This window comes from Paracoccaceae bacterium Fryx2, assembly GCA_032334235.1.
GTDB lineage: Bacteria > Pseudomonadota > Alphaproteobacteria > Rhodobacterales > Rhodobacteraceae > JAVSGI01.
Genome location: JAVSGI010000003.1, coordinates 1,008,385 through 1,035,080 on the forward strand (window position 1 = coordinate 1,008,385; position 26,696 = coordinate 1,035,080).

Annotated in this window: 19 protein-coding genes and 3 pseudogenes; 13 read left to right on the top strand and 9 right to left on the bottom strand. The window is 67.2% G+C overall.

Annotation, left to right across the window (positions count from 1 at the left end; genetic code table 11):
- Window positions 1–49 precede the first annotated feature (49 nt).
- Window positions 50–490, bottom strand: coding sequence for a hypothetical protein (locus RNZ50_05940; GenBank protein MDT8854579.1), 441 nt, complete (start codon window positions 488–490; stop codon window positions 50–52).
- Window positions 491–493: 3 nt separating this feature from the next.
- Here RNZ50_05940 and RNZ50_05945 point away from each other — a divergent pair, with 3 nt between their 5' ends.
- Window positions 494–1,720, top strand: a complete 1,227-nt coding sequence (locus tag RNZ50_05945) for an IS256 family transposase (protein ID MDT8854580.1) — start codon at window positions 494–496, stop codon at window positions 1,718–1,720.
- 69 nt (window positions 1,721–1,789) lie between these two features.
- Window positions 1,790–1,905: pseudogene (locus tag RNZ50_05950) on the top strand (IS481 family transposase).
- 125 nt (window positions 1,906–2,030) lie between these two features.
- Here the strand turns inward: RNZ50_05950 and RNZ50_05955 are convergent.
- Complete coding sequence (locus tag RNZ50_05955; protein MDT8854581.1) at window positions 2,031–2,585, bottom strand: cupin domain-containing protein; 555 nt, start codon at window positions 2,583–2,585, stop codon at window positions 2,031–2,033.
- A gap of 82 nt (window positions 2,586–2,667) precedes the next feature.
- Between RNZ50_05955 and RNZ50_05960 the strand changes: the two are divergent.
- A pseudogene (locus RNZ50_05960) lies at window positions 2,668–2,988 on the top strand (transposase).
- Between the two features lie 90 nt (window positions 2,989–3,078).
- Here RNZ50_05960 and istB read toward each other — a convergent pair.
- Window positions 3,079–3,894, bottom strand: coding sequence for an IS21-like element helper ATPase IstB (istB, locus tag RNZ50_05965; GenBank protein ID MDT8854582.1), 816 nt, complete (start codon window positions 3,892–3,894; stop codon window positions 3,079–3,081).
- Window positions 3,891–5,399 carry an IS21 family transposase gene (istA, locus tag RNZ50_05970; GenBank protein ID MDT8854583.1) on the bottom strand — a complete coding sequence of 503 codons (1,509 nt, stop codon included), beginning with the start codon at window positions 5,397–5,399 and terminating at the stop codon, window positions 3,891–3,893. Before istA ends, istB begins: the two co-directional genes overlap by 4 nt.
- Window positions 5,400–5,575: 176 nt before the next feature.
- Here istA and RNZ50_05975 point away from each other — a divergent pair.
- Window positions 5,576–6,193 (top strand): annotated as a pseudogene (locus RNZ50_05975) (IS5 family transposase).
- Between the two features lie 371 nt (window positions 6,194–6,564).
- Here the strand turns inward: RNZ50_05975 and RNZ50_05980 are convergent.
- Window positions 6,565–8,841: an adenosylcobalamin-dependent ribonucleoside-diphosphate reductase gene (locus RNZ50_05980; protein ID MDT8854584.1), complete on the bottom strand. Its 2,277-nt coding sequence runs from the start codon at window positions 8,839–8,841 to the stop codon at window positions 6,565–6,567.
- A 135-nt stretch (window positions 8,842–8,976) separates the two neighbouring features.
- Here RNZ50_05980 and RNZ50_05985 point away from each other — a divergent pair, with 135 nt between their 5' ends.
- Window positions 8,977–9,402: a DUF1489 domain-containing protein gene (locus RNZ50_05985; GenBank protein MDT8854585.1), complete on the top strand. Its 426-nt coding sequence runs from the start codon at window positions 8,977–8,979 to the stop codon at window positions 9,400–9,402.
- An 85-nt stretch (window positions 9,403–9,487) separates the two neighbouring features.
- On the opposite strand, the gene hisG is transcribed toward RNZ50_05985, so the two are convergent.
- The 3 genes from hisG to hisS form a co-directional block, all read right to left on the bottom strand.
- Complete coding sequence (gene hisG, locus RNZ50_05990; GenBank protein MDT8854586.1) at window positions 9,488–10,198, bottom strand: ATP phosphoribosyltransferase; 711 nt, start codon at window positions 10,196–10,198, stop codon at window positions 9,488–9,490.
- Window positions 10,189–11,295, bottom strand: coding sequence for an ATP phosphoribosyltransferase regulatory subunit (locus tag RNZ50_05995; protein MDT8854587.1), 1,107 nt, complete (start codon window positions 11,293–11,295; stop codon window positions 10,189–10,191). The genes hisG and RNZ50_05995 overlap by 10 nt, the downstream gene beginning before the upstream one ends.
- 94 nt (window positions 11,296–11,389) lie before the next feature.
- Window positions 11,390–12,958, bottom strand: coding sequence for a histidine--tRNA ligase (gene hisS / locus RNZ50_06000; protein ID MDT8854588.1), 1,569 nt, complete (start codon window positions 12,956–12,958; stop codon window positions 11,390–11,392).
- Between the two features lie 141 nt (window positions 12,959–13,099).
- Between hisS and RNZ50_06005 the strand changes: the two genes are divergently transcribed.
- Complete coding sequence (locus RNZ50_06005; protein ID MDT8854589.1) at window positions 13,100–13,297, top strand: SlyX family protein; 198 nt, start codon at window positions 13,100–13,102, stop codon at window positions 13,295–13,297.
- 58 nt (window positions 13,298–13,355) lie between these two features.
- On the opposite strand, the gene dnaE is transcribed toward RNZ50_06005, so the two are convergent.
- A complete protein-coding gene (gene dnaE, locus RNZ50_06010) occupies window positions 13,356–16,865 on the bottom strand; it encodes a DNA polymerase III subunit alpha (protein MDT8854590.1) in 3,510 nt (1,169 codons plus the stop codon).
- Between the two features lie 233 nt (window positions 16,866–17,098).
- Here dnaE and xdhA point away from each other — a divergent pair, with 233 nt between their 5' ends.
- From xdhA to RNZ50_06045, 7 genes are read left to right on the top strand one after another with little or no spacing between them, the layout of a single operon-like run.
- On the top strand, window positions 17,099–18,469 hold the full coding sequence (gene xdhA, locus RNZ50_06015; protein ID MDT8854591.1) for a xanthine dehydrogenase small subunit: 1,371 nt from the start codon (window positions 17,099–17,101) through the stop codon (window positions 18,467–18,469).
- Entirely contained in the window at window positions 18,466–20,904 is a 2,439-nt protein-coding gene (gene xdhB, locus RNZ50_06020) for a xanthine dehydrogenase molybdopterin binding subunit (GenBank protein ID MDT8854592.1), read from the top strand. Before xdhA ends, xdhB begins: the two co-directional genes overlap by 4 nt.
- Window positions 20,897–21,847 carry a xanthine dehydrogenase accessory protein XdhC gene (xdhC, locus tag RNZ50_06025; GenBank protein MDT8854593.1) on the top strand — a complete coding sequence of 317 codons (951 nt, stop codon included), beginning with the start codon at window positions 20,897–20,899 and terminating at the stop codon, window positions 21,845–21,847. The genes xdhB and xdhC overlap by 8 nt, the downstream gene beginning before the upstream one ends.
- Complete coding sequence (locus tag RNZ50_06030) at window positions 21,844–23,376, top strand: ABC transporter ATP-binding protein (GenBank protein ID MDT8854594.1); 1,533 nt, start codon at window positions 21,844–21,846, stop codon at window positions 23,374–23,376. The genes xdhC and RNZ50_06030 overlap by 4 nt, the downstream gene beginning before the upstream one ends.
- Window positions 23,363–24,448: an ABC transporter permease gene (locus tag RNZ50_06035; protein ID MDT8854595.1), complete on the top strand. Its 1,086-nt coding sequence runs from the start codon at window positions 23,363–23,365 to the stop codon at window positions 24,446–24,448. Before RNZ50_06030 ends, RNZ50_06035 begins: the two co-directional genes overlap by 14 nt.
- Window positions 24,448–25,380: an ABC transporter permease gene (locus RNZ50_06040; GenBank protein MDT8854596.1), complete on the top strand. Its 933-nt coding sequence runs from the start codon at window positions 24,448–24,450 to the stop codon at window positions 25,378–25,380. Before RNZ50_06035 ends, RNZ50_06040 begins: the two co-directional genes overlap by 1 nt.
- A gap of 49 nt (window positions 25,381–25,429) precedes the next feature.
- A complete protein-coding gene (locus RNZ50_06045; GenBank protein MDT8854597.1) occupies window positions 25,430–26,515 on the top strand; it encodes a BMP family ABC transporter substrate-binding protein in 1,086 nt (361 codons plus the stop codon).
- Window positions 26,516–26,696 lie beyond the last annotated feature (181 nt).

The following is a 26,696-nucleotide window of genomic DNA, read 5'->3' on the forward strand; positions in this document are numbered from 1 at the left end:
AGCTCCGTCTCTATGTGGGCATTGACCGGACCGCCAAGTTTGCCGTGGCTCAACTGGTTGCAACGGCTGACAGAAAACTGCCCGGGAGTTCCTGCAGCACATGCTCGAAGCCGTGCCATAGCAGGTCCACACCATATTGACCGACAATGGCATCCAGTTCGCCGGGCAACCCCGGAACGGCAACTCCAGCTATTCCCGGCCGATGCGCTTCGTCATGATCCGCGAGGCCAACGCCCTCGATCACCGCCTGACCAACCCCAACAACCCGCGGACCAACGGTCAGGTCGAGCGATTGAACCGGACGAGCAAGGACGCGCCAGTGAAACGGCTCCACTGCGAAAAACACGGTCAGCCGCGGACACAATTCACGGACTTTCTGGCGGCATAGAACTTGGTGGTGTCGCGGGAGTGGTGGAAATTTGAAGGCGGCGTAATCTCCGGGTGAACTGAAACCCACCCAGCCGGCGGCGCCAACCGCCAGGGAGATCACGCCATGAACGACATTACCGACAGCTCGGCCTTTTCGCTACTGCCCGACACGACCGGGTATGACCCGATCGAGGAGCGCCTGCGGGCGAGCGTCCGCGCGACCATCGAGACCATGTTTGAAGAGGAACTGGCCGAGTTTCTCGGCCGCATGCGCTACGGTCGCGGCGACGAGAAGGCGAAGGGCTATCGCCACGGGCACCGCGAGCGGCAGCTGACCGGCACCTTCGGCACCGAAACGGTGTGCGTGCCCCGCGCCCGGGTCGAGGACGAGGACGGCAAGGCTAAGGAATGGCGCTCGAAGGCGCTGCCGCGCTACCAGCGGCTGACGAAGAAGGCCGAGGCGCTGATCGCGGCGGTCTATCTTGCCGGGACCAACACCCGGCGCGTCAAGCGGGCGCTGTTCGGGCTGTTCGAGGGCGCCGTCAGCAAGGATGTGGTCAGCCGGGCCTGGCGCAAGGTGAAGGTGGACTGGGATGCCTGGTCGGCCCGCAGCCTGGCCGACGAGGACATCGTCCGGCTGATCCTCGACGGCACCGTGATCCGGACCCGGCTGGACCGCAAGGCCACCAACATCTCGGTGCTGGCGGCGATCGGCATCCGCCGCGACGGGCAGAAGGTATTGTTATCCATCAAGAACATGGGCGGAGAGAGCACATCTGCCTGGCGCCAGTTCCTCGACGACCTTGATGCCCGCGGTCTGAAGCGGCCCGAATTCGTCATCGTCGATGGCGCTCCCGGGCTTGAAGCCGCTCTGGTCGCGCTCTGGGGCGAGGCTCTGCCGATCCGGCGCTGCACGGTCCACAAGCACCGAAACCTGCTGGCGCACGCGCCCAGGCACCTGCACGACGAGCTGACCGAGGACTACCGCGACATGATCTGCGCCGACACCGCCGCCGGGATCGAGACCCGCCGCAAGGCATTCCTGCGCAAGTGGCAGCTCAAGTGCAAGGCCGTTGCCGACAGCCTTGAAGAAGCAGGGGACCGGCTCTTCAGCTTCACCCGCCTCGATCCCTCGCAATGGAAGTCGGCCCGGACCACCAACGCCATCGAACGGCTGAACGAGGAGTTCCGTCGCCGCGTCAAGACCCAGACCGTGCTGCCCTGCGCCGAGACCGTGCCGATGCTGCTCTGGGCGCTGCTGGCATCCGGTCAGATCCAGATGCGCAAGGTCGACGGCTGGGAGACGCTTTCCCAGCCCCTCGACCCGATGCCTCTTGACGCAGCCGCCTGAGAAACCGAACCTTCACATGCCCGGACCACACCGCCAGGGAATTTCCACAGCATTCGCGACACGACCTAGAACTTCCCGCGAAGGCTGAAGACACTGAACGGCCTCACGTCTAAGAATACATCTGCAAGACCCGGACATCAGAGCCGGATCGATTCCCGATCCACCAGATGCCGGGACTGAACACATCGGGCGCCACTGCAGCGTGCGCTTTGAACTGTCGCGGCTGGACCCCGACTTCCGAACAGATGCACTCCGCAAAAATCGGTTTGCAGGTCAAGGCCGGTTGCGGCTGGAACGGGTTGCCGGAACGTCACGGTGCGGTTTCGGTGGGCACTCCGTGGAACACCTCATGCGAGGCTTGCGCCTCCGATTTTGTCGCCTGCACCAGCGCGTCCATGTGGTTGGGCGGACCGTACAGCGTGTAAAGGCGCATAGGTTCCTCACCGGTATTGGTCAGGTTGTGGACAGCGCCCGCGGGCACGATGATGCCGTCGCCGGCCTTGATTGGGCGTTTCAGACCGTCGATCATGACATCGCCCGTTCCCTGCTCGATACGAAAGAACTGGTCATGGGTCGCGTGAGTTTCCGTGCCGATGCTCTGACCGGGCGTCAGACTCATCAGCACCAGTTGAAGGTGTAGGCCGGTATAGAGGACATGACGGAAGTCATCGTTTTCTTCCGTCAGATGTTCAATATCGGCAAGATAGCCCTTCATCGCGGGATCATTTCTGGAAGTGGGCGGCGCTGCAGGATGTCTCCCGCGCCGTTGGCGCAGTTTGCCCAATCCGCCAATCCGCTCACTGATGCAGGTTAGAAAGGCATCCTCGCGCGGCGGGTTTTCGCTCCGTTCCAGGTTTTCTGCCACGCGCGGCACTTCGGGAAGGGGCTCTGTTGCACAAATCCCGTGAGGGATTCATCTTGTGAATCCAGCGTGGTAGCTGGACGGCATGAGCAGACCCATACCCCCCGCCTACAAGACCAGGAACTGGCCCGCCTATAACGAAGCGCTGAAGCGCCGCGGCTCGCTGACGATCTGGTTTGATACCGCCATGATCTGGGAGGCTGCGCCGACAGGTAAGCGCGGCCGACAGCCTGACTATAGCGATGCCGCGATCCAGACCTGCCTGACCATCAAGGTGTTGTTTGGCATGGCGCTCAGACAGACGACTGGCTTCGTCGAAAGCCTGCTGGGGCTCATCGATTTGGATTGGGCTGTGCCCAATTTCAGCACGCTGAGCCGTCGCCAGAAGACCCTGAAGGTCAACATCCTGTAGCGCGTCAACCAGCATGTCCGTGACCGTCAACCACGTTGGCCGGTTTTAGGCCGCTGGGTTGGCGTATCTGGAATTGTTTTTCGCTCAGCCTTCTCCTTTGTCCTTGTTGTCGGCGATGGTTGTCGTTGGCGGTCTGCTCAGCGCCTCTTTGTTGGAGGCGGCCGCGCGCTGGCGGAAGCTTTCGGCATTCATCTCCAGGATCGCTGCGTGATGAACCAGCCGGTCGATGGCCGCGACGGTCATCGCCTTGTCCGGGAAGATCTGGTCCCAGCCGCTGAAGGGCTGGTTGGCGGCGATGGCGATGCTGCGGCATTCGTAGCGCCGGGCGATCAGCTCGAAGAGCACGCCTGTCTCGGCCTGATCCTTGTGGGCGTAGGTGATGTCGTCGAGGATGATCAGGTCGAACTTGTCGAGCTTGGCGAGCGCGGCTTCGAGCACCAGATCGCGGCGGGCGGCCTGAAGTCGCTGCACCAGATCGCTGGTCCGGGTATAGAACACGCGGTGTCCCCGCTCGATCAGGGCATGGCCTATCGCGCAGAGAATGTGCGTTTTGCCCGTGCCGGAATTGCCGATGGCGATCAGATTGCCGCCACCCTCCAGCCAGTCGCCGGCCGCCAAGGCCTCGATCCGGGCGCGCGGCAGGGTTGGCAGCGCCTTGAAGTCGAAGGTCGCCAGCGTCTTGCCAGCCGGTAGCTGTGCCTCGTTCATGTGGCGCTGAATGCGGCGCATGTCGCGCTCGGCCAGTTCGTATTCCGCGAGGACAGCCAGAAAGCGGGCAGCGGGCCAGCCTTCGGTGTCGGCACGGGTGGCGATGTCGGCCCAAAGCTTGTGGAAGCTGGGCAGGCGCAGCGCGGTCAGCATGCCTGGCAGCGTGTGGATGTCGATCTCGCGGGAGGTCATGCGCAGGCTCCCAGAAGGGCATCGAAGCTGTCGAGCGAGGGATGGGCGACGGCAACATCTCTCGGCAGCGCCGTTTGCCGCGGGTTCAGGCAGGATGCCAGAGGTCCGGGATCGGGCACCCGGCCCGCGTCCAATTCTGCTGCCAGCAGATGTGCCAGTTCCGCCTCGCAGGCCCGGTCGTGGGCGATGAACAGCAGGTCGACCATGCGGCGGCAGGCGTCGCGGCGGGGCAGATCGCGCTGCAGCACCTTCCAGGCCTCAGCGTATTCGGTTCGCGGGAACAGGCTGTCGCGGTAGATCGAGCTCCACAGGGCCTGCGGTTTGCGCCGCAGGGCATGGATGGCGTGGTGGTAATTGATGACATGGACGCGATGGCCATCGCCGCGACCACGGGCGCGGGGGTGGCTGACGACCAGGGTGCTGCCGAGAAAGGCCTCGAGGCGATCGTCGTAGAGGTGGACCCGCAGACGTTGCCCGATCAGCTGCGACGGTGCACTGTAGAAGATGCTCTTGACCAGAAAGCCGCCGGTGCGGGTGACCGGAACCACGGTCTCGGTGAAGTCGGTGGTGCGCCGGGGCGGCAGGGGCTTCAGATGCGCCCGTTCCGCCTGAACCGCAGCCGCCCGTTGCCGGTTGCGCCGCGCCACCAGAACGTCGATGAAGCGCCGGTAGTCCTCGATGCAGGCGAAGTCGCGGCTGCCGCGCAGGATCAGCGCCTGTTCGATGGCTTTCTTCAGGTGCCGGTTCTGGGATTCCACCGAGCCGTTCTCATGGGCCTCGCCCCGGTTGTTGCGGCTGGCGTCCATGCCGTAGTGGCCGACGAAGGCATTGTAGCGCCTGGTGATGTCCTCGCACTGATCGGCGGTCAGGTTGCGAAAGGCGGCCGAAAGGCTGTCGGTGCGATGCTCCTGCGGTGCCCCGCCGAGTGACCAGAGCGCCTGCTGCAGGTTCTCGGCCAGCGCCGTGAAGCTCTCCCCGCCCAGGACCACACCGACATGTTCCCAGCGGCTGTAGACCATGACGAAGTGATAGAGCAGGTGCGGGAACGCCTGGCCCGCGATTGTCACCGCCAGCTCCTCGGCATGGGTGAAGTCGGACTGGGCCATGTATCCCGGCTCCGGCGTCTGGCGGAAGATGATGTCGCGCTCGGGTCCGTTCAGCGCCCGCCACTGCCGCACCCGCCGTTCCAGGGTGCGCCGGATGCGGTCGTCGGGGAAGGCCAGCGGGTGCAGGCCCTGCAGGTGGCGCAGCAGGGTAACGGCCTGCAAGGCGCTGTCCCTCTCCAGCAAGGGAAGGATGTCGCCCTCCCAATAACCTTCGAGGGGATCGGCCACCGTGCGCCCGTGAACGATCTTTCGGTTCGAGGGCAGCGTCGGGTCGGCATCAAAGCGTCGGGCTGTGCGCTCGCTGAACCCGGCGCGGGCGGCCGACGTGCGCTGACTGTGCTTCTGGAGGTCGGACATGTATAATCTCAATTGCTGGTCGTTGATGGGTTTGTAGGCCAACCCGGATCCTCCGTTTGACGGCAGAGGAACCCGGCTTACCAACCCGCAGCGACCAGCACCTTCCCCGAAATCAATCAGGCCGGTGCGGCTGCCCTCCAGACGGGCATGCCCGTCTTCCGTTCAGCCCCACCGGCCAAGGTGGTTGTCGGCACCGGCCAAGATGGTTGTCGCGCAACAACATCCCCCACCGCGGCTCGCAAGGCCCGCTGCATCTTCTGATCGATAGCACCGGGATCAAGGTTGAAGGCGAAGGTGAATGGAATGCGCGCAAGCACGGCGGCACCAAACGTCGGGTCTGGCGCAAGATTCACATCGGGATAGACGAGAAAACACTGGAAATCCGCGCAGCCGAGTTCACCACCAGCGATGTCGGTGACGCGCCGATGCTGCCCGAACTGCTCGACCAGATCCCGCCCGATCAGGAGATCGCCAGCGTCACCGCTGATGGCGCCTTCGACACACGCAAGTGTCACGACGCCATCGCCGCCCGCGGTGCGGCCGCCATCATTCCGCCCCGCAAGAACGCCAAGCCATGGAAGCCCGACACCCCCGGGGCAATCGCCCGCAACGAAGCCCTACGCGCGTCGAAACGCTTCGGCCGAACCATCTGGCGACGATGGAGCGGTTATCACCGCCGAAGCCGCGTCGAGACGAAGATGCACTGCGTCAAATTGCTGGGTCAGCGCCTCATGGCGCGGGACTTTGACCGTCAGGTCGCCGAGTTTCAGGTCCGTGTAGCCGTGCTGAACGGCTTCACGGCGCTCGGTATACCCGTCACTGAAGCCGTGGGATGAGTCTGTCCAGGGAAAGGGGAGATCTGTCTGTCACCCGATTTGTGCAACAGAGCTGCGCTGCATGGTTGAAGATGATCAGGATGCGCGACCGTCTCCGGCCCCGGCGAGCGGGGTCAGATGGGGATCGCTCGTATGAGCCGTGAGGGCATGGTCCTGTTCATGCCGTCTGGATGCATCCGATTTTCGCAGCCGTCAAGCCCGGAAGGTCGGGCATTTCGGCCCCGAGGGGTCGGACCCCGTTTCAGGAGGATTTCCGTGCAAAAAGACCCGTTTGGAGGCCGATGGACAAACTATGCCCCTTCCGATGGACAAAAAACGCACCGGAAAGGACAAACTTTCCGGTGCATTTCACTCCAAAAACAAGAGCCCCCTCACCCGCATTTCGATTGCCCGCAGGATGCACAGGTCATGCAGCCTTCGATCATGCGAAGGTCGTAGCTGCCGCAGCTTTCGCAGGCCTTGCCGGGGCGTTGCAGGGTGGCGAGGGTGGCTTTGGGGTCGGCTTTCAGGCCCAGCCCCTCGCCCGCGATGAAGCCGATGCTGACGAGGTGGTTCTCGATCACCCCGCCGATGGCGGCGAGGATCGAGGGGATGTAGCGACCCTCCATCCAGGCGCCGCCGCGCGGGTCGAACGCCGCCTTCAGTTCCTCGACCACGAAAGATATGTCGCCGCCGCGCCGGAACACCGCCGAGATCATCCGGGTCAGCGCCACGGTCCAGGCGAAATGCTCCATGTTCTTGGAGTTGATGAACACCTCGAACGGGCGGCGGTGGCCCGCGACGATGATGTCGTTCAGGGTGATGTAGAGCGCGTGTTCCGACCCCGGCCACTTGATCTTGTAGGTCTGGCCTTCGAGCGCGGCCGGGCGGTCCAGCGGTTCGGAAAGGTAGACCACCTCGCCACCGTCGCCGCGCGCGGCCTCGGGCGCCTCGCCCGCCGCACTGTCGGCGCTTTCCGAAACCGTCAGCACCGAGCCGGTCACGGCGTTGGGGCGGTAGGTGGTGCAGCCCTTGCAGCCCTGATCCCAGGCGGCCATGTAGACTTCCTTGAAATCGTCGAAGCTGATGTCCTCGGGGCAGTTTATCGTCTTGGAAATGCTGGAATCGACCCATTTCTGCGCCGCCGCCTGCATCCGCACATGGTCGAGCGGCGGCAGGGTCTGGGCGTTGACGAAATGCGCGGGTAGCGGGGCGTCGCCCATCTTCTCGCGCCACAGGCGCACGGCATAGTCGACCACCTCTTCCTCGGAGCGCGAGCCGTCCTTCTGCAGCACCTTGCGGGTGTAGGCATAGGCGAACACCGGCTCGATGCCGCTCGACACGTTGCCCGCGTAGAGGCTGATGGTGCCGGTGGGGGCGATCGAGGTCAGCAGGGCGTTGCGGATGCCGTGGGTGGCGATGGCGTCGCGCACGTCGGCATCCATGTGGCGCAGCGAGCCCGAGGCGAGGTAGGGCCCGGCGTCGAACAGCGGGAAGGCGCCCTTCTCGCGCGCGAGGTCGACCGAGGCGAGGTAGGCCGCGCGCGCGATGGCGTGCATCCAGTCCTCGGTCTGCGCCGCAGCGGTTTGCGACCCGTAGCGCAGGCCCAGCATCAGCAGGGCATCGGCCAGCCCGGTGACTCCCAGGCCGATGCGGCGCTTGGCGCGGGCCTCGGCCGCCTGCTCGGGCAGCGGAAAGCGCGAAACGTCCACCACGTTGTCCATCATCCGCACGGCCACCCGCACCAGCGCATCCAGTGCCACCGGGTCAAGCACCGCCTCGGGCGTGAAGGCATCACGCACCAGCGCCGCCATGTTGATCGAGCCCAGCAGGCAGGCGCCATAGGGCGGCAGGGGCTGCTCGCCGCAGGGATTGGTGGCGGCGATGGTCTCGGCATAGGCGAGGTTGTTCATCGCGTTGATCCGGTCGATGAAAATCACCCCCGGCTCGGCCACGTCATAGGTCGACCGCATGATGCGGTTCCACAGGTCGCGCGCCGCCAGCGTGTGGTAGACCCGGCCGTCAAACACCAGCTCCCAAGGGCCGTCGGCCTTGACCGCCGCCATGAACGGGTCGGTGACCAGCACCGAAAGGTTGAACATCCGCAGACGGGCCGGGTCTTTCTTGGCCTCGATGAACTGCTCGATGTCGGGGTGGTCGCAGCGCATGGTCGCCATCATCGCGCCGCGACGGCTGCCCGCCGACATGATGGTGCGGCACATCGCGTCCCAGACATCCATGAACGACAGGGGGCCCGAGGCATCGGCGGCCACCCCCTTCACTTCCGCCCCGCGCGGCCGAATGGTCGAGAAGTCGTAGCCTATGCCGCCGCCCTGCTGCATGGTCAGCGCGGCCTCCTTCAGCATCTGGAAGATGCCCGCCATGTTGTCGGGAATCGTGCCCATCACGAAGCAGTTGAACAGGGTCACCGCCCGGCCGGTGCCGGCACCCGCGGTAATGCGCCCGGCGGGCAGGAACTTGAAATCCTCCAGCGCACGATAGAAGCGGTCTTCCCACAAGACCGGATCGGCCTCGCTCACCGCCAGCGCACGGGCGATGCGCCGCCAACTGTCCTCGACCGACCCGTCGACCGGCGCGCCCGTCTCGTCCTTCAGCCGATACTTCATGTCCCAGATCTGCTCGGCGATGGGGGTTGCAAAACGCGTCATGGGGGCGAACCTTCGGGCTGGGGGCTGGGACGGGCAGGCAAGGATAGACCCCGCTGCCCGGGGCGGCAACACAAAAGCTTGCCTTGCCTTGCCGCGCGGGCCCCTTATGTTGAGCGGTCTGTGCAGGAGAACACCGTGGCCGATCATGTCAATCTGCTGAAGCTCTGCGTCGGTGCCGACCGGGTCGAAGACCTGATCGCCTGGCAGACCAGCCGCGACTGGCCGGGGGGCACGCCGGTGCATGTGACCCGGATGTGGCCGAAACGCGAGGCCGAACTTCTGAACGGCGGCTCGCTCTACTGGGTTTTCAAGGGGGTGATCCTGGCCCGCCAGAGGATCGTCGCGCTGGAGGAAGTGACCGGCGACGACGGCATCCGCCGCTGCGCCATCGCGCTGGACGCAGCGGTGATCCGCACCGAAGGCGCCGCCCGGCGGCCGTTCCAGGGCTGGCGCTACCTCGACCCCGCCGAATCGCCGCGCGACCTGCCGCAGGGCCGCGCCCGGGAAGAGCCGCTGCCCCCGGCGCTGGCGCAGGCGCTGGCCGAAATCGGGTTGCGATGAGCGGGTCACACGATTTTTCTACGAAAAATCCGGCACACTCCCGGCGGCGCAAGGGGGATTTTTCGTAGAAAAATCGCGTCCCGGCCTACAGCCCCGCTGGCACCGCCACCCCGATCCGCCCCGCCAGACCAGCCAGAACGGCGCGGTTCCCCGCCTCCCAGTCGGCGCTGCGTGAGGCGAACAGCACCGCCTGGCTCTGGTGCACCAGCCCGTCCGACAGCACCTTCAGGTGGTTGGCGCGCAGCGTCTCGCCCGACGAGGTGATGTCGGCAATCGCCTCGGCCGTCAGGTTCTTCACCGTGCCCTCGGTGGCCCCCTGGCTGTCAACCAACTGATAGTCGGCCACGCCGTTCGCTGTCAGGAATTCGCGCACCAGCCGGTGATACTTGGTGGCGATCCGCAGCCGGTGGCCATGCGCCGCACGAAACGCCGCCGCCGCCGCGTCGAGGTCGTCGAGCGTGTCGACATCGATCCAGCAGGCGGGCACCGCGATGATCAGGTCGGCATGGCCAAACCCCAACGGCGCCAGTTCGGCCACCTGCGCGGGCCAGTCGGCCAGCTTGTCGCGCACGAGGTCGGACCCGGTGACCCCGAGGTGAACCCGCCCCGCCGCCAGTTCGCGCGGAATCTCGCCCGCCGACAGCAGCACCAGATCGACACCGCCGATGCCTTCCACCGCGCCGGAATACTCCCGTTCCGCCCCGGCCTGCCGCATGGTGATGCCGCGCGCGCCGAACCATTCAAACGTCTTTTCCATCAGCCGCCCCTTGGACGGCACCCCGATCTTCAGCCCCATGCCGCACCGCCCTTCAGCCCGGCGACCAGTGCGGGCCGGATCACCCCGCCCACCGCCGGGATCGACCGGCCCTGCCCCAGAACCGCCGTCAGCGCATCGTAGCGCCCGCCCGAGGCGACCGGCGGCAGCGTGGCGTCGGCGGCGTGGAAGCTGAACACGAAGCCATCGTAGTATTCCAGCGTGCTGCGGCCGTGGCTCGCCTCGAACGGCAGCGCATCCACGTCGATGCCGCGCGCGCGCAGCGCGTCCAGCCGCCGGGCGAAACCATCGACGGCGGCGGCGATGGCAGGCATCCGTGCCCCGATCCGGCGCAGTTCGTCCAGCGCCGCCGTGGCCGGGCCGCCCAGCACCAGCAGTTCGTCAAGGCTCGCGGCCTCGGCTTCGCTGATCGGGTCGGCCTGCGCATCCTCGATCAGCGCGGCGGCGCGGGCGGCGATGTCTTCCGCCGCGCGGAGCCCGATCATTGCCCCCGCCGCCCGCATCAGTGCCTCTGGCGTGTTGGCGGCCAGCCGTTCCAGCAACTGCACCCGCGCCTGCGGCAGCGGCACCCGCCCGGCAAAACGGTCCAGCAGCGCCCGGAACCGGCGCGGCCGCCAGATGTGGCGCAAGAGCGCGGCCTTGCGGCGCGGCGGCGTCGCCAGCCCCCGCACCGCCGCCATCAGGATGCCGATGTCGCCCGTCGCGGCGCGCAGGCCCAGGGGTGCGAGCAGCGTGGCAAACAGCGCGAAGACCTCGGCATCCGCCGCCTCGGGCGCGGTCCGGTCGAACACCTCGAACCCGACCTGAAGATATTCGCTGGCGCGCGGGCCCAGATGATCCTGCTTGCGGAACACCTCGCCCCGGTAGGTGTAGCGGGCCGGCTCGGCCCCGTGTGCCATGTGGGCCTGCACCACCGGCACGGTGAAATCGGGGCGCAGCATCATCTCGCCGCGCAGCGGGTCTTGCGTGACATAGGCGCGCGCGCGGATATCCTCGCCGTAGAGGTCGAGCAGGGTTTCGGCGGGCAGCAGGATATCGGCCTCGACCGGCACCGCGCCCGCCGCCTGAAACGCGGCAAACAGCGCCTCAGCCTCGGCCCGGATGGCGGATTTCGGTATGGTTGCGATCATTTGCCGTCCCCCGTGCGGCACGCACGGGGAACCCCCAGCCGGCGTGCCGGTCGCGCCCCGTGCTGCAGTGCGGGAAGCCGGTTCATCGCGCGAGCATCGCCTGCACGGCGGCCACCAGCCCGTCACGCGGCACCTCGATCTGCGCCGGGCGGTCCTTCCATTCCTCCAGCGTGGCGCTTTGCGCGATCTGCGCGCCCAGCACCAGATCCTTCAGGATCACCACGCCGCGCGCCGCCTCGTCGCCGCCCTGGATCACCGCGATGGGGCTTTTGCGTTTATCGGCGTATTTCAACTGGTTGCCGAATTGCTTGGGGTTGCCGAGGTAGACCTCGGCCCGGATGCCCGCCGCGCGCAACTCGCCCACCATCGCCATGTAGTCGGCCATCCGGTCACGGTCCATCACCGTCACCACCACCGGCCCCGCCGCATCGGTCCCCGCCCGCCCCTTGGCGCGCAGCGCCGCCAGCAGCCGGTCCACCCCGATGGAAACGCCGGTCGCAGGCACCTTCTGCCCGGTGAACCGCTCCACCAGCCCATCATACCGCCCGCCGCCGGCCACCGAGCCGAACTGGCGCTTGCGGCCTTTCTCGTCGAGGATCTCGAAGGTCAGTTCCGCCTCATAGACCGGGCCGGTGTAGTAGCCGAGGCCGCGGACGATGCCGGGGTCGATGACGATGCGGTCAGGACCGTAGCCTTGGGCGGCGAGGAGGGAAGCGATGGTTTCGAGTTCATGGACCCCTTCCATTCCAGTGGGTGAATTCTTCACAACGGCGGACAGAAAATTCAATGCAAATGCATTGGCCCGTGCGCCTCCCGCAAAAGCGATGGGTTGGCCGGTTTGCATCAGACGGTTTGCGGTCATACGAGAGCTATCGCTGAACATCATGTTGCCAGCATTAAGGAAGCCCACTACGACTGCAATTTGATCGTTGGCCAAACCAGCGCCATTGGTGAAGTCTCCACTTTCATCTTGTCGCCCCGCACCCAAGAGTGCCTGCACTCCAACCAGTCCAAGGCGGTCGATCTTGTCTATAGCACGCAACACGATACCGCGTTCATGAGCGAATTTATCTGGATCTGATGGATCCAATACCCCTGCGACTTCCATCACCCCGTTCAGCACCTTGCGGCTGTTGATCTTGATCACATAGTCGCCGCGCTCGATCCCGACGGCCTCCAGAGCATCCGCAAGCATCATGCATATCTCGGCATCCGCCGCCACGCTCGCCGACCCCACCGTATCAGCATCACACTGATAGAACTGGCGGAACCGCCCCGGACCCGGCTTCTCGTTGCGCCACACCGGGCCCATCGCGAAGCGGCGATAGGGGCTGGGCAGGTCGTTGCGGTATTGGGCTGCGACGCGGGCGAGGGGGGCGGTCAAGTCGTAGCGCAGCGCCAGCCAGTCCTTGTCCTCGTCCTGCCAGGCGAAGACGCCCTCGTTCGGGCGGTCGACGTCGGGGAGGAACTTGCCCAGCGCCTCGACCGTTTCCACCGCGCTGGTTTCCAGCGGGTCGAAGCCGTAGCGGTGATAGACCTCGGCGATGCGGTCCAGCATCGCCTTGCGCTCGGTCACCTCGGCGCCGAAATAGTCGCGGAAGCCCTTGGGCGTTTCCGCCTTCGGGCGGCGGGGGGATTTGTCCCTGGACATGCGCGCAACCCTTCGCTGATCGTCGGGCCGCGTGTAGCGGATGGGGCGCGGGGCCACAAGCCGGCGACGGGGACGCAGGTTTCGGATGCACGATGGCGTCGCATGGTTTATGGAACGCGGCAACACGGACAGGGGGCCGCCATGACCGGGATAGACACCGAAGAACGGATCGCACACCTGACCCGCGCGGTCGAAGACCTGTCCGACATGGTGACCCGCCAGGGCCGCGAGATCGAGCGGCTCGGCCGCCGCGTCGGGCTGCTGCTGGAACGCGAGGCCGAGCGCGAGGCCGACAGCGGCAGCGCGCCGCTGGCCGACCAGAAGCCGCCGCACTGGTAGCAGCGCGCTGTGCCCCGGCGACTGAGGGGTATTTGGGCCAAGAAGAAACCCGAAGGGTTCAGATTTCCTCGACCATCACCACGCCGGTCATCGCCTTGATCGCGCCCTTGATCTGCGGCGTCACCGGATAGTCGCGCGGCAGCGTCAGGTCGATCTCCTGCCCCGTCGCGGGGTCGGGCACGCAGAGGATGATCTGTCCGCGCGCCGCCGCCCGGCCCTTGCCGCCCTCGGCCAGCACGCGGGCGAACAGCGCCGCGACCGAGGCCGCCGCCTCGCCCCGGTTCAGGTGGATGCGCAGGCTGGTGGCCCCCGCCTCTGCCGCCACCGCATCAATCGGCTGGGCGGCGCGGGCCAGCAGCTTCAGCGTGTCGCCCTCCAGATTGGCCTCGACGGTCAGCACCACGTTCTGCCCCGGTTCCAGCACGTCGCGCGCCTGTTCCAGGGTGTCGGAGAACACCGTGACCTCGTAAAGCCCGGTCGGGTCGGAAAGCTGGACGAAGGCGAAGCGGTTGCCCTTGGCCGATTTCTTTTCCTGCCGCGAGGCGACCGAACCCGCCAGCTTGGCCACCAGCGGGCCACGCTCGGCGGCGCGGGTCAGTTCGGCCAGCGTCATCACGTTGCGGCGTTTCAGCGGGCCCATGTAGTCGTCGAGCGGATGGCCGGACAGGTAGAAGCCGATGGCCTGATGCTCCTCGGTCAGCCGTTCCACCGGCAGCCAGTCGTCGCGGCTGCCAAGGCGCGGTTCGGGCAGGTCGGCGCCCGCCTCACCGAACAGCGACACCTGCGCCGAGCCGCGCGCCTCGAAGATCGCCGCCGAATAGGCGCAGAGCCCGTCGAGCGCGTCAAACACCCGGGCCCGGTTGGCGTCGAGCGCATCGAACGCCCCGGCACGGGCCAGCATTTCCAGCGGCCGCTTGCCGACACGCTTCATGTCCACCCGCCGGGCAAAGTCGAACAGGGTGACGAAGGGCTTCTTGCCCCTGCCCTGCACGATCAGCCCCATGGCATCGACGCCGACGTTCTTCAGCGCGCCGAGGCCGTAGACCACCTTGCCATCCTTCACCGTGAAGGTCGCGGCAGAGGCGTTGACGCAGGGCGCCACGGTCCTGATGCCCAGCTTGTCGACCTCGCGCTTGTAGACCGCCAGCTTGTCGGTCAGGTGGATGTCGCAGTTCATCACGGCGGCCATGAATTCCACCGGGTGGTTGGCCTTCAGCCACGCGGTCTGATAGCTGACCACCGCATAGGCCGCCGCGTGCGACTTGTTGAAGCCGTAGTTGGCGAACTTCTCCAGCAGGTCGAACACCTCGCCCGCCTTCTTGGCGTCGATGCCGTGGGTGGCCCTGGCGCCGTTGATGAACTTCGGTCGCTCCTTCGCCATTTCCTCGGCGATCTTCTTGCCCATGGCGCGGCGCAAAAGGTCGGCGCCGCCCAGCGAATACCCCGCCATGACCTGCGCGATTTCCATCACCTGTTCCTGATAGACGATGATTCCCTGCGTTTCCTTCAGGATGTGGTCGATGGTCGGGTGGATCGATTCCAGGTCGCGCAGCCCGTTCTTGACCTCGCAATAGGTCGGAATGTTCTCCATCGGGCCGGGACGGTAAAGCGCCACCAGCGCCACGATATCCTCGATGCAGGTCGGCTTCATGCGGCGCAGCGCGTCCATCATGCCCGAGCTTTCCACCTGGAACACCGCCACCGTCTTTGCCGCCGCGTAAAGCTCATAGCTGGCCTTGTCATCGAGCGGGATGTGCCCGATGTCGTCCTCCACCCCCGGCGGGGGCTGGTAAAGCTGTCGCCCGTCGGGTGCGACATGCAGCGGCCGCCCGCCCGCGCGGATCAGGTCGAGCGCGTTCTGGATCACCGTCAACGTCTTCAGCCCGAGGAAGTCGAACTTCACCAGCCCGGCCGCCTCGACCCATTTCATGTTGAACTGGGTGGCGGGCATGTCCGACTTCGGGTCTTGATAAAGCGGCACCAGCTCGTCCAGCGGCCGGTCGCCGATTACCACGCCCGCGGCATGGGTGGAGGCGTTGCGCAAGAGCCCCTCGATCTGCTGGCCGTATTCCAGCAGGCGCGCCACCACCTCCTCTTTCGCTGCCTCGCGCAGGCGCGGTTCGTCTGCCAGCGCCTTGGTGATGCTGACGGGCTTCACCCCCTCGACCGGAATCATCTTCGACAGCCGGTCCACCTGCCCGTAGGGCATCTGCAGCACCCGCCCCACGTCGCGCACCGCCGCCTTGGACAGAAGCGCGCCGAAAGTGATGATCTGCCCCACCTTGTCGCGGCCATAGCGCGCCTGAACGTATTCGATCACCTCCTGCCGGCGGTCCATGCAGAAGTCGATGTCGAAGTCGGGCATCGACACCCGCTCGGGGTTCAGGAAGCGTTCGAACAGCAGCTTGTAGCGCAACGGGTCCAGATCGGTGATGGTCAGCGCATAGGCGACAAGGCTGCCCGCGCCCGACCCCCGCCCCGGCCCGACCGGGATGCCCTGCTCCTTGGCCCATTTGATGAAATCGGCCACGATCAGGAAGTAGCCGGGAAAGCCCATCTGCTCGATGATGCCCAATTCAAACGCCAGCCGCGCCTCGTATTCCGCCACCGGCACGGCATGGGGAATCACCGCCAGCCGCGCGGCGAGCCCTTCGGCGGCCTGCCGGCGCAGTTCCTGCACCTCGTCATCAGCGAATTTGGGCAGGATCGGCGCGCGCTTGGCGACCTTGAAGGCGCAGCGCCGGGCAATCTCGACCGTGTTTGCCAGCGCCTCGGGCAGATCGGCGAACAGCGCCGACATCTCGGCCTCCGTCTTGAAACAGTGCTGCGGCGTCAGGCGGCGGCGCGGCCCCTGCTGATCGACATAGGCGCCCTCGGCGATGCAGATCAGCGCGTCGTGGGCCTGATACATCTCGGGCTTGGGGAAATACACGTCGTTGGTGGCGACCAGCGGCAGGCCCATCGCATAGGCCATCTCGACCAGGCCGCGCTCGGTCAGCCGCTCGCCTTCCGCCAGCCGCCCGCCCTCGCCGGGGTGGCGCTGCAGTTCGACATAGAGCCGCCCCGGGTAGATCGCGGCCAGCCGGTCCAGCAGCGCCTGCGCCTTGGCCGCCTGCCCGGCCTGAAGCAGCCGCCCCACCGGCCCCTCCGGACCGCCGGTCAGGCAGATCAGCCCCGCACCATGGGCTTCGAGTTCCTCCACCGTCACCTGCGGCAACTGCCCACCCTTGCCGAGGTAGAGGCACGAGTTCAGCTTCATCAGGTTCATGTAACCGGCTTCGTTCTGCGCCAGCAGCACCACCGCCGCCGCCGCCCGCGCCTTTTCGCCCGGTGCCGCCGGGTCATGCGCGACCGAGATCTGGCAGCCCACGATCGGCTGCACCCCCGCGCCTGCGGCCAGCACCGAAAACTCCAGCGCCGCAAACATGTTGTTGGTGTCGGTCACCGCCACGGCGGGCATCGACTGCGCCTGGCAAAGCCCGATCAGCTTCTTCACCGGCACCGCGCCTTCCAGCAGCGAATACTCGGTGTGAACGCGCAGATGGATGAAGCGGGGCGCAGATGCCATGATGACAAGCCTGATTTTGCGGCAGGTCGGGGCTGGGGCTGCCCCTTTTTCCTGCAGGTCGCGGCGGTTCTTTCGGCGGGGGCGGTAAGGTTCCGCTTGCCTTGTGACAGCCTCGCAGGCTTCATGACAGACAGAAAGACGGGGGTAAACCCCGTGGGGCGCGTGGCCCGCTTTACGCCGCATCGGGCGGGCACGCATCGCCTGTGAAGGGGAGAAGGCGGCGGGTTGTCACCATGGAGATCGCGTTTCTGCTGAACGGAACGCCGGTCCGTATCGCGGGCGAAAGCCCGACGCGGACACTTCTCGACTGGCTGCGCGAGACGCGCGGCCTTGCGGGCACGAAAGAGGGCTGCAACGAGGGCGACTGCGGCGCCTGCACCGTCATGGTCAGCGATGCCGCAGGCCCCCGCGCGCTGAACGCCTGCATCCTGTTCCTGCCGCAGCTTCACGGCAAATCGGTCCGCACCGTCGAGGGCATAAGCGGCCCCGACGGCGGCCTGCACCCCGTCCAGCAGGCGATGATCGACCACCACGGCAGCCAGTGCGGCTTCTGCACCCCCGGTTTCGTGGTCTCGATGGCCGTCGCCCACGCGCAGGGCCGCCGCGACCATGACGACGTGCTGGCCGGAAACCTCTGCCGCTGCACCGGCTACGCCCCGATCATCCGCGCGGCAAAGGCGGCAGAATCCGCCCCGGTGCCCGGCTGGATGACCGCCCCTTCCCCCTTCTCATTGGCCCAAATACCCATGGATGCCGGCCACCCCGAAACGACCGACGCCCTTGCAGACTGGTATCTCGCCCATCCCGACGCGACCCTGATCGCCGGGGCCACCGATGTCGGCCTCTGGGTCACCAAGGAGTTGCGCGAGCTTGGAGACGTGGCCTTCCTCGTCGGCATTGCAGACATGCGCCAGATCACCCGGCAGGGCGACACCCTGCGCATTGGCGCGGGCGTCAGCATCACCGACCTGATGGCGGCACTGCGCCCGCTGCACCCCTCGTTTGCCGACCTGCTGCGCCGCTTCGCCTCGGTGCAGCTGCGCAATGCCGCGACCATCGGCGGCAACATCGCCAACGGCTCGCCGATCGGTGACAGCCCGCCCGCGCTGATCGCGCTGGGGGCCACGCTGCACCTGCGCCGGGGCGGCGTGCGCCGCGCGATGCCGCTGGAGGATTTCTTCCTCGACTACCGCAAGCAGGACCGCGCGCCGGGCGAGTTTGTCGAGGCGGTGACGATCCCGGCCCACGCGCCCGCCTTGCGCTGTTACAAGGTCTCGAAACGCTTCGATCAGGACATCTCGGCGGTCTGCGGCTGCTTCAACATCACTCGGGAGGGCGGTCGCGTCACCGCCGCCCGCATCGCCTTCGGGGGCATGGCGGGCATCCCGAAACGCGCGGCGGCGGTCGAGGCGGCATTGCTGGGCCAGCCGTGGAGCCTTGCCAGGGTCGAGGCCGCCCTGCCCGCCTTCGCCGCCGATTTCACTCCGCTGACCGACATGCGCGCCTCGGCCGCCTACCGGTTGCAGGTGGCGCAGAATCTGCTGCTGCGGTATTTCCATGACCTCGCCGGAACCCCGGTCTCGGTGCTGGAGGTCACGGCATGAGCGCGGGCCGCCCCCTGCCGCACGACGCGGCCCCGCTGCACGTCACCGGGCAGGCGCGCTACATCGACGATCTGGCGGTGCCGCCCGGCACGCTGCATCTGGCCTTCGGGCTGTCGGCGGTGGCGCATGGTGCGATCACCGCGCTGGACCTTTCGGCGGTGCGCGCCGCCCCCGGCGTGGAGGCGGTGTTCGGCCCGGACGATTTCGACCCGATGCCCGATTGCAGCCCCTCGGCCCATGACGAGCCGCTGCTGGCGCAGGGGGTGGTGCATTACGTCGGCCAGCCGGTGTTTCTGGTGGTGGCCGACAGCCACCTTGCCGCGCGCAGGGCGGCCCTGCTGGGCAGGGTAGCTTACGACGAACGCTCCGCCCTGCTGACGGTCGATGACGCGCTGGCGGCGGGCAGCCGCTTCGAATCCGGCCCGGTGATCTGGCAGAAGGGCGACGCGGAGGCCGCGATTGCCGGGGCGGCACGTGTTGTCGAGGGCAGCATCGAGGTTGGCGGGCAGGAGCATTTCTATCTGGAAGGCCAGATCGCCTTGGCCCTGCCGCAGGAGGGCGGCGACATGGTGGTGCAGTCTTCCACCCAGCACCCGACCGAGGTGCAGCACAAGGTCGCCCACGCCCTGCACGTGCCGATGCACGCGGTGCGGGTCGAAGTGCGGCGCATGGGCGGCGGCTTCGGCGGCAAGGAAAGCCAGGGCAACGCGCTGGCCATAGCCTGCGCTTGGGCCGCCCGCGCCACCGGGCGGCCCTGCAAGATGCGCTACGACCGCGACGACGACATGGTGATCACCGGCAAGCGCCACGACCTGCGCATCGACTACCGCGCCGGGTTCGACGCCGGGGGCAGGCTGGCGGGGGTGGCGTTCCGCCACCTGATCCGCTGCGGCTGGTCGCTCGACCTGTCGCTGCCGGTGGCCGACCGCGCCATGCTGCACGCCGACAACGCCTATTTCCTGCCCGCGGTGCGGATCGAAAGTCACCGCCTGCGCACCAACACCGCCAGTGCCACCGCCTTTCGCGGCTTCGGCGGGCCGCAGGGCATGGTGGGAATCGAGCGGGTGATGGACCATATCGCCTTTGCGCTGGGGCTGGACCCGCTGGCGGTGCGGCGCGCGAATTTCTATGCCGGGATGGCGGACAGGGCGGGGGGCTGTCTGCCCCCCGCGCCCCCCGAGGGTATTTGGGCCAATGAGAAGGGGGGAGGGCGTGCCGATCCCGAGGCGGATCTGACCTCGCGCGGGGCGGAGGATGTGTCGGTGCATGGCGCGCTGCCTGCCTGCCCGCCGGGAGTGCAGACCACGCCCTATCACATGCCGGTGGAGGATTTCATCGGGCAGGAGCTGGTGGCGGCGCTGGAGCGGAACTCGGACTACGGCGCGCGGCGGGCGGCGATTGCGGCGTGGAATGCGGCGAGCCCGGTCTTGAAGCGGGGGATCGCGCTGACGCCGGTGAAGTTCGGGATTTCCTTCACGCTGACCCATCTCAACCAGGCCGGGGCGCTGGTGCATGTCTATCAGGACGGGTCGATCCTGTTGAACCATGGCGGGACCGAGATGGGTCAGGGCCTGTTCCAGAAGGTGGCGCAGGTGGCGGCGGGGGTGTTCGGGGTCGATTCCGGGGCGGTGCGGATCACCGCGACCGATACGGGCAAGGTGCCCAACACCTCGGCCACCGCCGCCTCCTCGGGGTCGGACCTGAATGGCATGGCGGCGCAGGTGGCCTGCGAGACGATCCGCGACCGGATGGCGGCGCATCTGGCGGCGCGGCATCAGGCAGAGGCGGCGGAGGTGGTGTTTGCCGGGGGCCGGGTGCGGGTGGCAGGAGCGGATTACAGCTTTGCCGAGGCGGCAGCGATGACCTATGCGGCGCGGGTGTCGCTTTCGGCCACGGGCTACTATGCCACGCCCAAGATCACCTGGGACCGGCTGCGCGGAGCCGGTCGGCCGTTCCTGTATTTCGCCTATGGCGCGGCGGTGACCGAGGTGGCGATCGACACCCTGACCGGCGAGAACCGCATCCTGCGCTGCGACATCCTGCACGATGTCGGCACCAGCCTGAACCCCGCGCTCGACATCGGCCAGATCGAGGGCGGCTATGTCCAGGGCGCGGGCTGGCTGACCACCGAGGAGCTGGTGTGGGATGCCAAGGGGCGGCTGCGCACCCACGCACCTTCGACCTACAAGATCCCCGCCTGTTCCGACCGCCCGCCGGTGTTCAATGTCGCCTTGTGGGGCCGCGAGAACCGTGAGGATACGGTGGGCCGGTCGAAGGCGGTGGGCGAGCCGCCGCTGATGCTGGGAATTTCGGCGCTGATGGCGCTGTCGGATGCGGTGGCGGCCTGCGGCAATGGCAGCGTTTATCCGGCCTTGGATGCACCGGCCACGCCGGAGCGGGTGCTGGCGGCGGTGATGCGGCAACGGCATGGCTGAGCGCGGCTTCGATCTGGCAGGCCTGCGGGCCGCGGTGGCAGCGGCCGACCGGGTGGCGCGGGTGGTGGTGGCCGCTTGCGACGGGTCGTCGCCGCGCGAGGTCGGGGCGGTGATGCTGGTCTGGGCCGACGGCAGTTCGGGCACCATCGGCGGCGGCGCGCTGGAGTGGCAGGCGATGGCGCGGGCGCGGGCCTTGCTGGGGACCGGCGGCGCACGGCTGGACCGGGCCTTGCTGGGGCCTGCGCTGGGGCAGTGCTGCGGCGGGGCGGTCACGCTGCTGACCGAAGTGCATGATGCGTTTTCGGTGGCAGCATTGTCGGGCGAGGTGATTGCCCGGGCGGTGGATGGCAGCGCGATGCCGTTGGCTGTGCAGCGCCTGCTGGCGCGGGCGCGGGGACAGGGCGTGCTGCCCGTCGCGCAACTGGTGCAGGGCTGGATGGTCGAGCCGGTGGCGCAGGCCGACCGCCGCCTGTGGATCTGGGGGGCCGGGCATGTCGGCCGGGCGCTGGTGGCGGTGCTGGCGCCCCTGCCGGGGCTGGCGCTGACCTGGATCGACGTTGGCCGCGACCGCTTTCCCGACCCGCTGCCCGAGGGCGTCGATGCGCTGTGGGCGGCAGACCCTGCGGCGCTGGCGGCCCATGCGCCGCCTGGGGCCGAACATCTGGTGCTGACCTATTCGCACGCGCTGGATCTGGAGCTTTGCCACCGCCTGCTGTTGCATGGCTTTGCCGGCCTCGGCCTGATCGGGTCGGTGACCAAGGCCGCGCGGTTCCGTTCACGGCTGCGCGCGCTGGGGCACGGCGATGCGGCGATTGCCCGCATCCGCTGCCCCATCGGCGATCCGGCATACGGCAAGCATCCGCAGGCGATTGCGGTGGGCGTTGCCGCCGATGTATTGAAAAATAAGGCCAATACCGCAACCCGGAAGGAAAATGCGCGATGACGGGAAACCGGGAAAACCTGCTGCGGGTCGAGGGGCTGACCAAGGCCTATCCCGGCGTGGTGGCCAACAGCGAGGTGTCGTTCAGCATCGCCGCGGGCGAGGTGCATGCCCTGCTGGGCGAGAATGGCGCAGGCAAATCGACGCTGGTCAAGATGATCTACGGTCTGGTGCAGCCCGATGCCGGGCGGATGCTGCTGCGCGGGGCCGACTATGCCCCGGCCGAGCCGCGCGCCGCGCGTGCCGCCGGTGTGGGAATGGTGTTCCAGCATTTCAGCCTGTTCGAGGCGCTGAATGTCGCGGAAAACGTCGCGCTGGGCATGGAGAACCCGCCCGCGATGGGCGCGCTGGCCGCCCGGATCAGGGCGGTGTCTGAAGACTATGGCCTGCCGCTCGACCCCGGGCGGATGGTGGGCGACCTGTCGGCGGGCGAGCGCCAGCGGGTCGAGATCATCCGCTGCCTGCTGCAGGACCCGAAGCTGCTGATCATGGACGAGCCGACCTCGGTCCTGACCCCGCAGGAGGTTGACATCCTGTTCCACACCCTGCGCCAGCTTGCCGCCGAGGGCACCGCGATCCTCTACATCAGCCACAAGCTTGAGGAGATCCGGGCGCTGTGCGACGAGGCGACGATCTTGCGGCGCGGCAAGGTGGTCGACATCTGCACCCCGCGCGACAAGACGGCGCGCGAGATGGCGGAAATGATGGTGGGCGCCGTGCTGCGCCCGCCCGAACGGCACGCGACGCCCAAGGGCGCCGTGGCGCTGGAGGTGACGGGGCTTTCGGTGAAATCGCCGATCCCGTTCGGCACCTCGCTGAAAGAGATCAGCTTTTCGGTGCGGCGGGGCGAGGTGCTGGGCATCGCCGGGGTGGCGGGCAACGGGCAGGACGAGTTGCTGCTGGCGCTTTCGGGCGAGTTGCGCAGCACGAAGGACGCGGTGAAGATCGACGGCGCGGGCTATGGCGACCAGGGGCCGAACGAGCGGCGCCGGGCCGGGCTGGTCGCGGCGCCCGAGGAACGGCTGGGCCATGCCGCCGCCCCCGACATGAGCCTCGTGGAGAATGCCCTGCTGTCGGGCGCGGTGCGCAAGGGGCTGACGCGGCACGGCTTCATCGACTGGGCGGCGACGCGCGGCTTTGCCGAGGAGATCGTCAAGGGCTTCGACGTGCGAACCCCCGGCACCTGGGTCGCGGCGCGTGCGCTGTCGGGCGGCAACCTGCAGAAATTCGTCGTCGGGCGCGAGCTCAGCCAGTCGCCCGGGGTGATCGTGATCAACCAGCCGACCTGGGGGGTGGACGCCAGCGCCGCCGCCGCGATCCGGCAGGCGATCCTTGACCGCGCGGCGGATGGAGCGGCGGTGGTGGTGATCAGCCAGGATCTTGACGAATTGCTGGAGATTGCCGACCGCTTCGCCGCGCTGAACGAGGGCCGGCTGTCGCCCCCCCGTCCGGTGCAGGGCCTCAGTATCGAGGAAATCGGCCTGATGATGGGCGGCGCGCATGGCATGGAGGTGGCACATGCTCACGCTTGAACGCCGCCCCAACCCGTCGCGCTTCTGGACGGCGGCGACCCCGGTACTGGCGGTGGCGCTGACCATGATCGCGGGCGGCATCCTGTTCGCGCTGCTGGGCAAGAACCCGGTCGAGGCGATCCGCACCATCTTCTGGGACCCGCTGTTCAATCCGCAATTCGCCGCCTATTCGCGGCCACAACTGCTGGTCAAGGCCGGGCCGCTGATCCTGATCGCCATCGGGCTGTCGCTGGGGTTTCGCGCGGGCATCTGGAACATCGGGGCCGAGGGGCAATACATGATGGGGGCGATCTTCGGCGCCGCCGTGGGGCTGGCGTTCTATCCGATGGAGGCGTGGTTCATCCTTCCGCTGATGGTGCTGGCGGGGGCCTTCGGCGGCTGGATCTGGGCGATGATTCCGGCGATACTGCGCACGAAGTTCCGCACCAACGAGATCCTGGTCTCGCTGCTGCTGGTCTATGTCGCGCAGTCGCTGCTGGCGTCGATGGCGCTGGGTGCGTTGCGCAACCCCGAAGGCGGCGGCTTTCCCGGCTCGCGCAACCTGTCGCAATATCCCAGTGCCGCCAACCCCGAGCTGATCGCGGGCACCGGAATGCACTGGGGCGTGGTGGCGGCCATCCTCGCGGTGATCGCGGCCTATGTGCTGTTGCAACGCCACATGCTGGGTTTTTCGATCCGGCTGGCCGGGCAGGCCCCGCGCGCCGCGCGCTTTGCCGGGGTCAGGCCGAACCTGCTGGTGCTGATCTGTCTTGGCATCTCGGGCGGGCTGGCGGGGCTGGCGGGGCTGTTCGAAGTTGCGGGCCCGGCCGGGCAGATCAGCATCGACTTCGGCTCGGGCTACGGCTTCACCGCCATCATCGTGGCCTTTCTGGGTCGGCTGAACCCGGTCGGCATCCTGCTGGCGGGCCTGCTGATGGCGCTGACCTATATCGGGGGCGAGTTGGCGCAGTTCATGCTGGGCCTGCCATCGGCGGCGATTCAGGCGTTTCAGGGAATGCTGCTGTTCTTCCTGCTGGCGGTGGACCTTCTGTCGAACTACCGCATCCGCCTTGGCAAGAGAGAGGTCGCCTGATGGACCTAAGCGCAATCAACCCCGCCGTGCTGGTCGCCTCGCTGATGGTGGCGGCGGTGCCGATCATGCTGGCGGCGATCGGAGAGCTGGTGGTCGAAAAGGCCGGCGTGCTGAACCTCGGGGTCGAGGGCATGATGATCATGGGCGCGATCTGCGGCTTTGTCGCGGCGGTGGAAACCGGCAGCCCGGTGCTGGGTTTCTTTGGCGGCGCGCTGGGCGGCGCGGGGCTGAGCCTGATCTTCGCGCTGCTGACGCAGATCCTGATGGCCAATCAGGTGGCGACCGGCCTTGCGCTGACGCTGTTCGGGCTGGGACTGTCGTCGCTGATCGGGCAGGGATATGTCGGCATCAAGCCGCCCGCCACCGGCACCGTGCCCTTCGGGCCGCTGGCCGAGATTCCGATTCTGGGCACGATCCTGTTCCGCCATGACCCGATGGTCTACCTGTCGGTCGCGGTGATCGCAGCGGTGTGGTGGGTGCTGCGCTATTCGCGCATGGGCCTCGTGATCCGCGCAGTGGGCGAAAACCACGATGCGGCGCACGCACTTGGCTACAAGGTGGTGCGGATCCGGGTGCTGGCGATCCTGTTCGGCGGTGCCATGGCGGGGATGGGGGGGGCCTACATCAGCCTGATCCGCGTGCCGCAATGGACCGACGGCATCACCGCGGGCGCGGGCTGGATCGCGCTGGCGATCGTGGTGTTCGCCTCGTGGAAACCGTGGCGCGTCCTGCTCGGTGCCTATTTGTTTGGCGGAATCACCGTGTTGCAGCTTAACCTGCAGGCGGCGGGGGCGCGGATTCCGGTCGAATACTTGTCGATGTCCCCTTATCTGATAACCATCCTCGTGCTGGTCATCATGTCGCGCGACCGGGGCAAGGGGGCGCTGGCCGCCCCTGCCGCCCTTGGCCGGAACTTCCACGCCTCGCGCTGAGGCCCAAACTTACCGGGGCAGCAAGCCCCGCCCAACGGGAGCCTACCGAATGAAACGCAGAACACTTCTCACCTCCGCCGCCCTTGGCCTCGGCCTGTCGCTGGCGGGCGGGGCGGCGCTGGCGCAAGACAAGACCAAGGCATGTTTCGTCTATGTCGGGCCGATCGGCGACGGCGGCTGGACCTTCCAGCATCATCAGGGCCTGCTGGCGGTCGAAGCCGCTTTTGGTGACAAGGTCGAAACCGCCTATCAGGAAAACGTGCCCGAAGGGGCCGATGCCGAACGCGTGCTGACGCAGATGGCGCTGTCGGGTTGCGACATCATCTTCACCACCTCCTTCGGCTTCATGGACGCGACCAACGCGGTCGCCGCCAAGTTCCCCGATGTGAAATTCGAACATGCGACCGGTTTCAAGCGCGAGACCCCGAACGTCTCGACCTACAACGCGCGCTTCTACGAAGGCCGCGCCGTGATGGGCACCATCGCGGGCCGCATGACGAAATCGAACAAGATCGGCTATATCGGGTCGTTCCCGATCCCCGAGGTGATCCAGGGCATCAACGCAACCTACATCCACGCGAAGAAGGTCAACCCGGCGGTCGAGATCAAGGTGGTCTGGGCCTACACCTGGTTCGACCCGGCGAAAGAGGCCGATGCCGCCAAGGCGCTGATCGAACAGGGCGTCGATGTCATCCTGCAGCACACCGACTCCACCGCCCCGCTGGCCGAGGCCGCCAAGACCCCCGGCGTGATCGGCTTCGGCCAGGCGTCGGACATGGCCGAATACAAGCCGAGCCCGCGCGTGTCGTCGATCATCGACAACTGGGCCCCCTATTACGTCGAGCGCGTCGGCGCGGTGATCGACGGCACCTGGGAACAGAAGGACACCTGGGCCGGGATCGGCGGCGGCGAGGTGGAGATCGGAGAGATCACCGATGCGGTGACCGCCGAGGTGAAGGCCGAGGCCGAGGCGCTGGCCGCCTCGATCGGCGACGGCAGCTACCATCCCTTCACCGGCCCGCTGAAAAAGCAGGACGGCAGCGACTGGCTGGCCGAAGGCGCGGTGGCCGATGACGGAACGCTGGCGGGGATGAACTTCTTTGTCGAAGGCATTTCGGGCGACATCCCGAAGTAGGCCCGAAGTAGACTTGTCTGGCCGGCACCGGGGGGCTGTCTGCCCCCCGGACACGCGGGTTCATCTTGCCAAGACCGGCTCCGGAAAGTACTTCATCTGTAAAGCAAGGCACGGCTCAACCGGGCCGCTGAAGGAAGAACTGGCGATGCGGGCGTCGGGCATCGCGAGGCTGAAGGCCGTG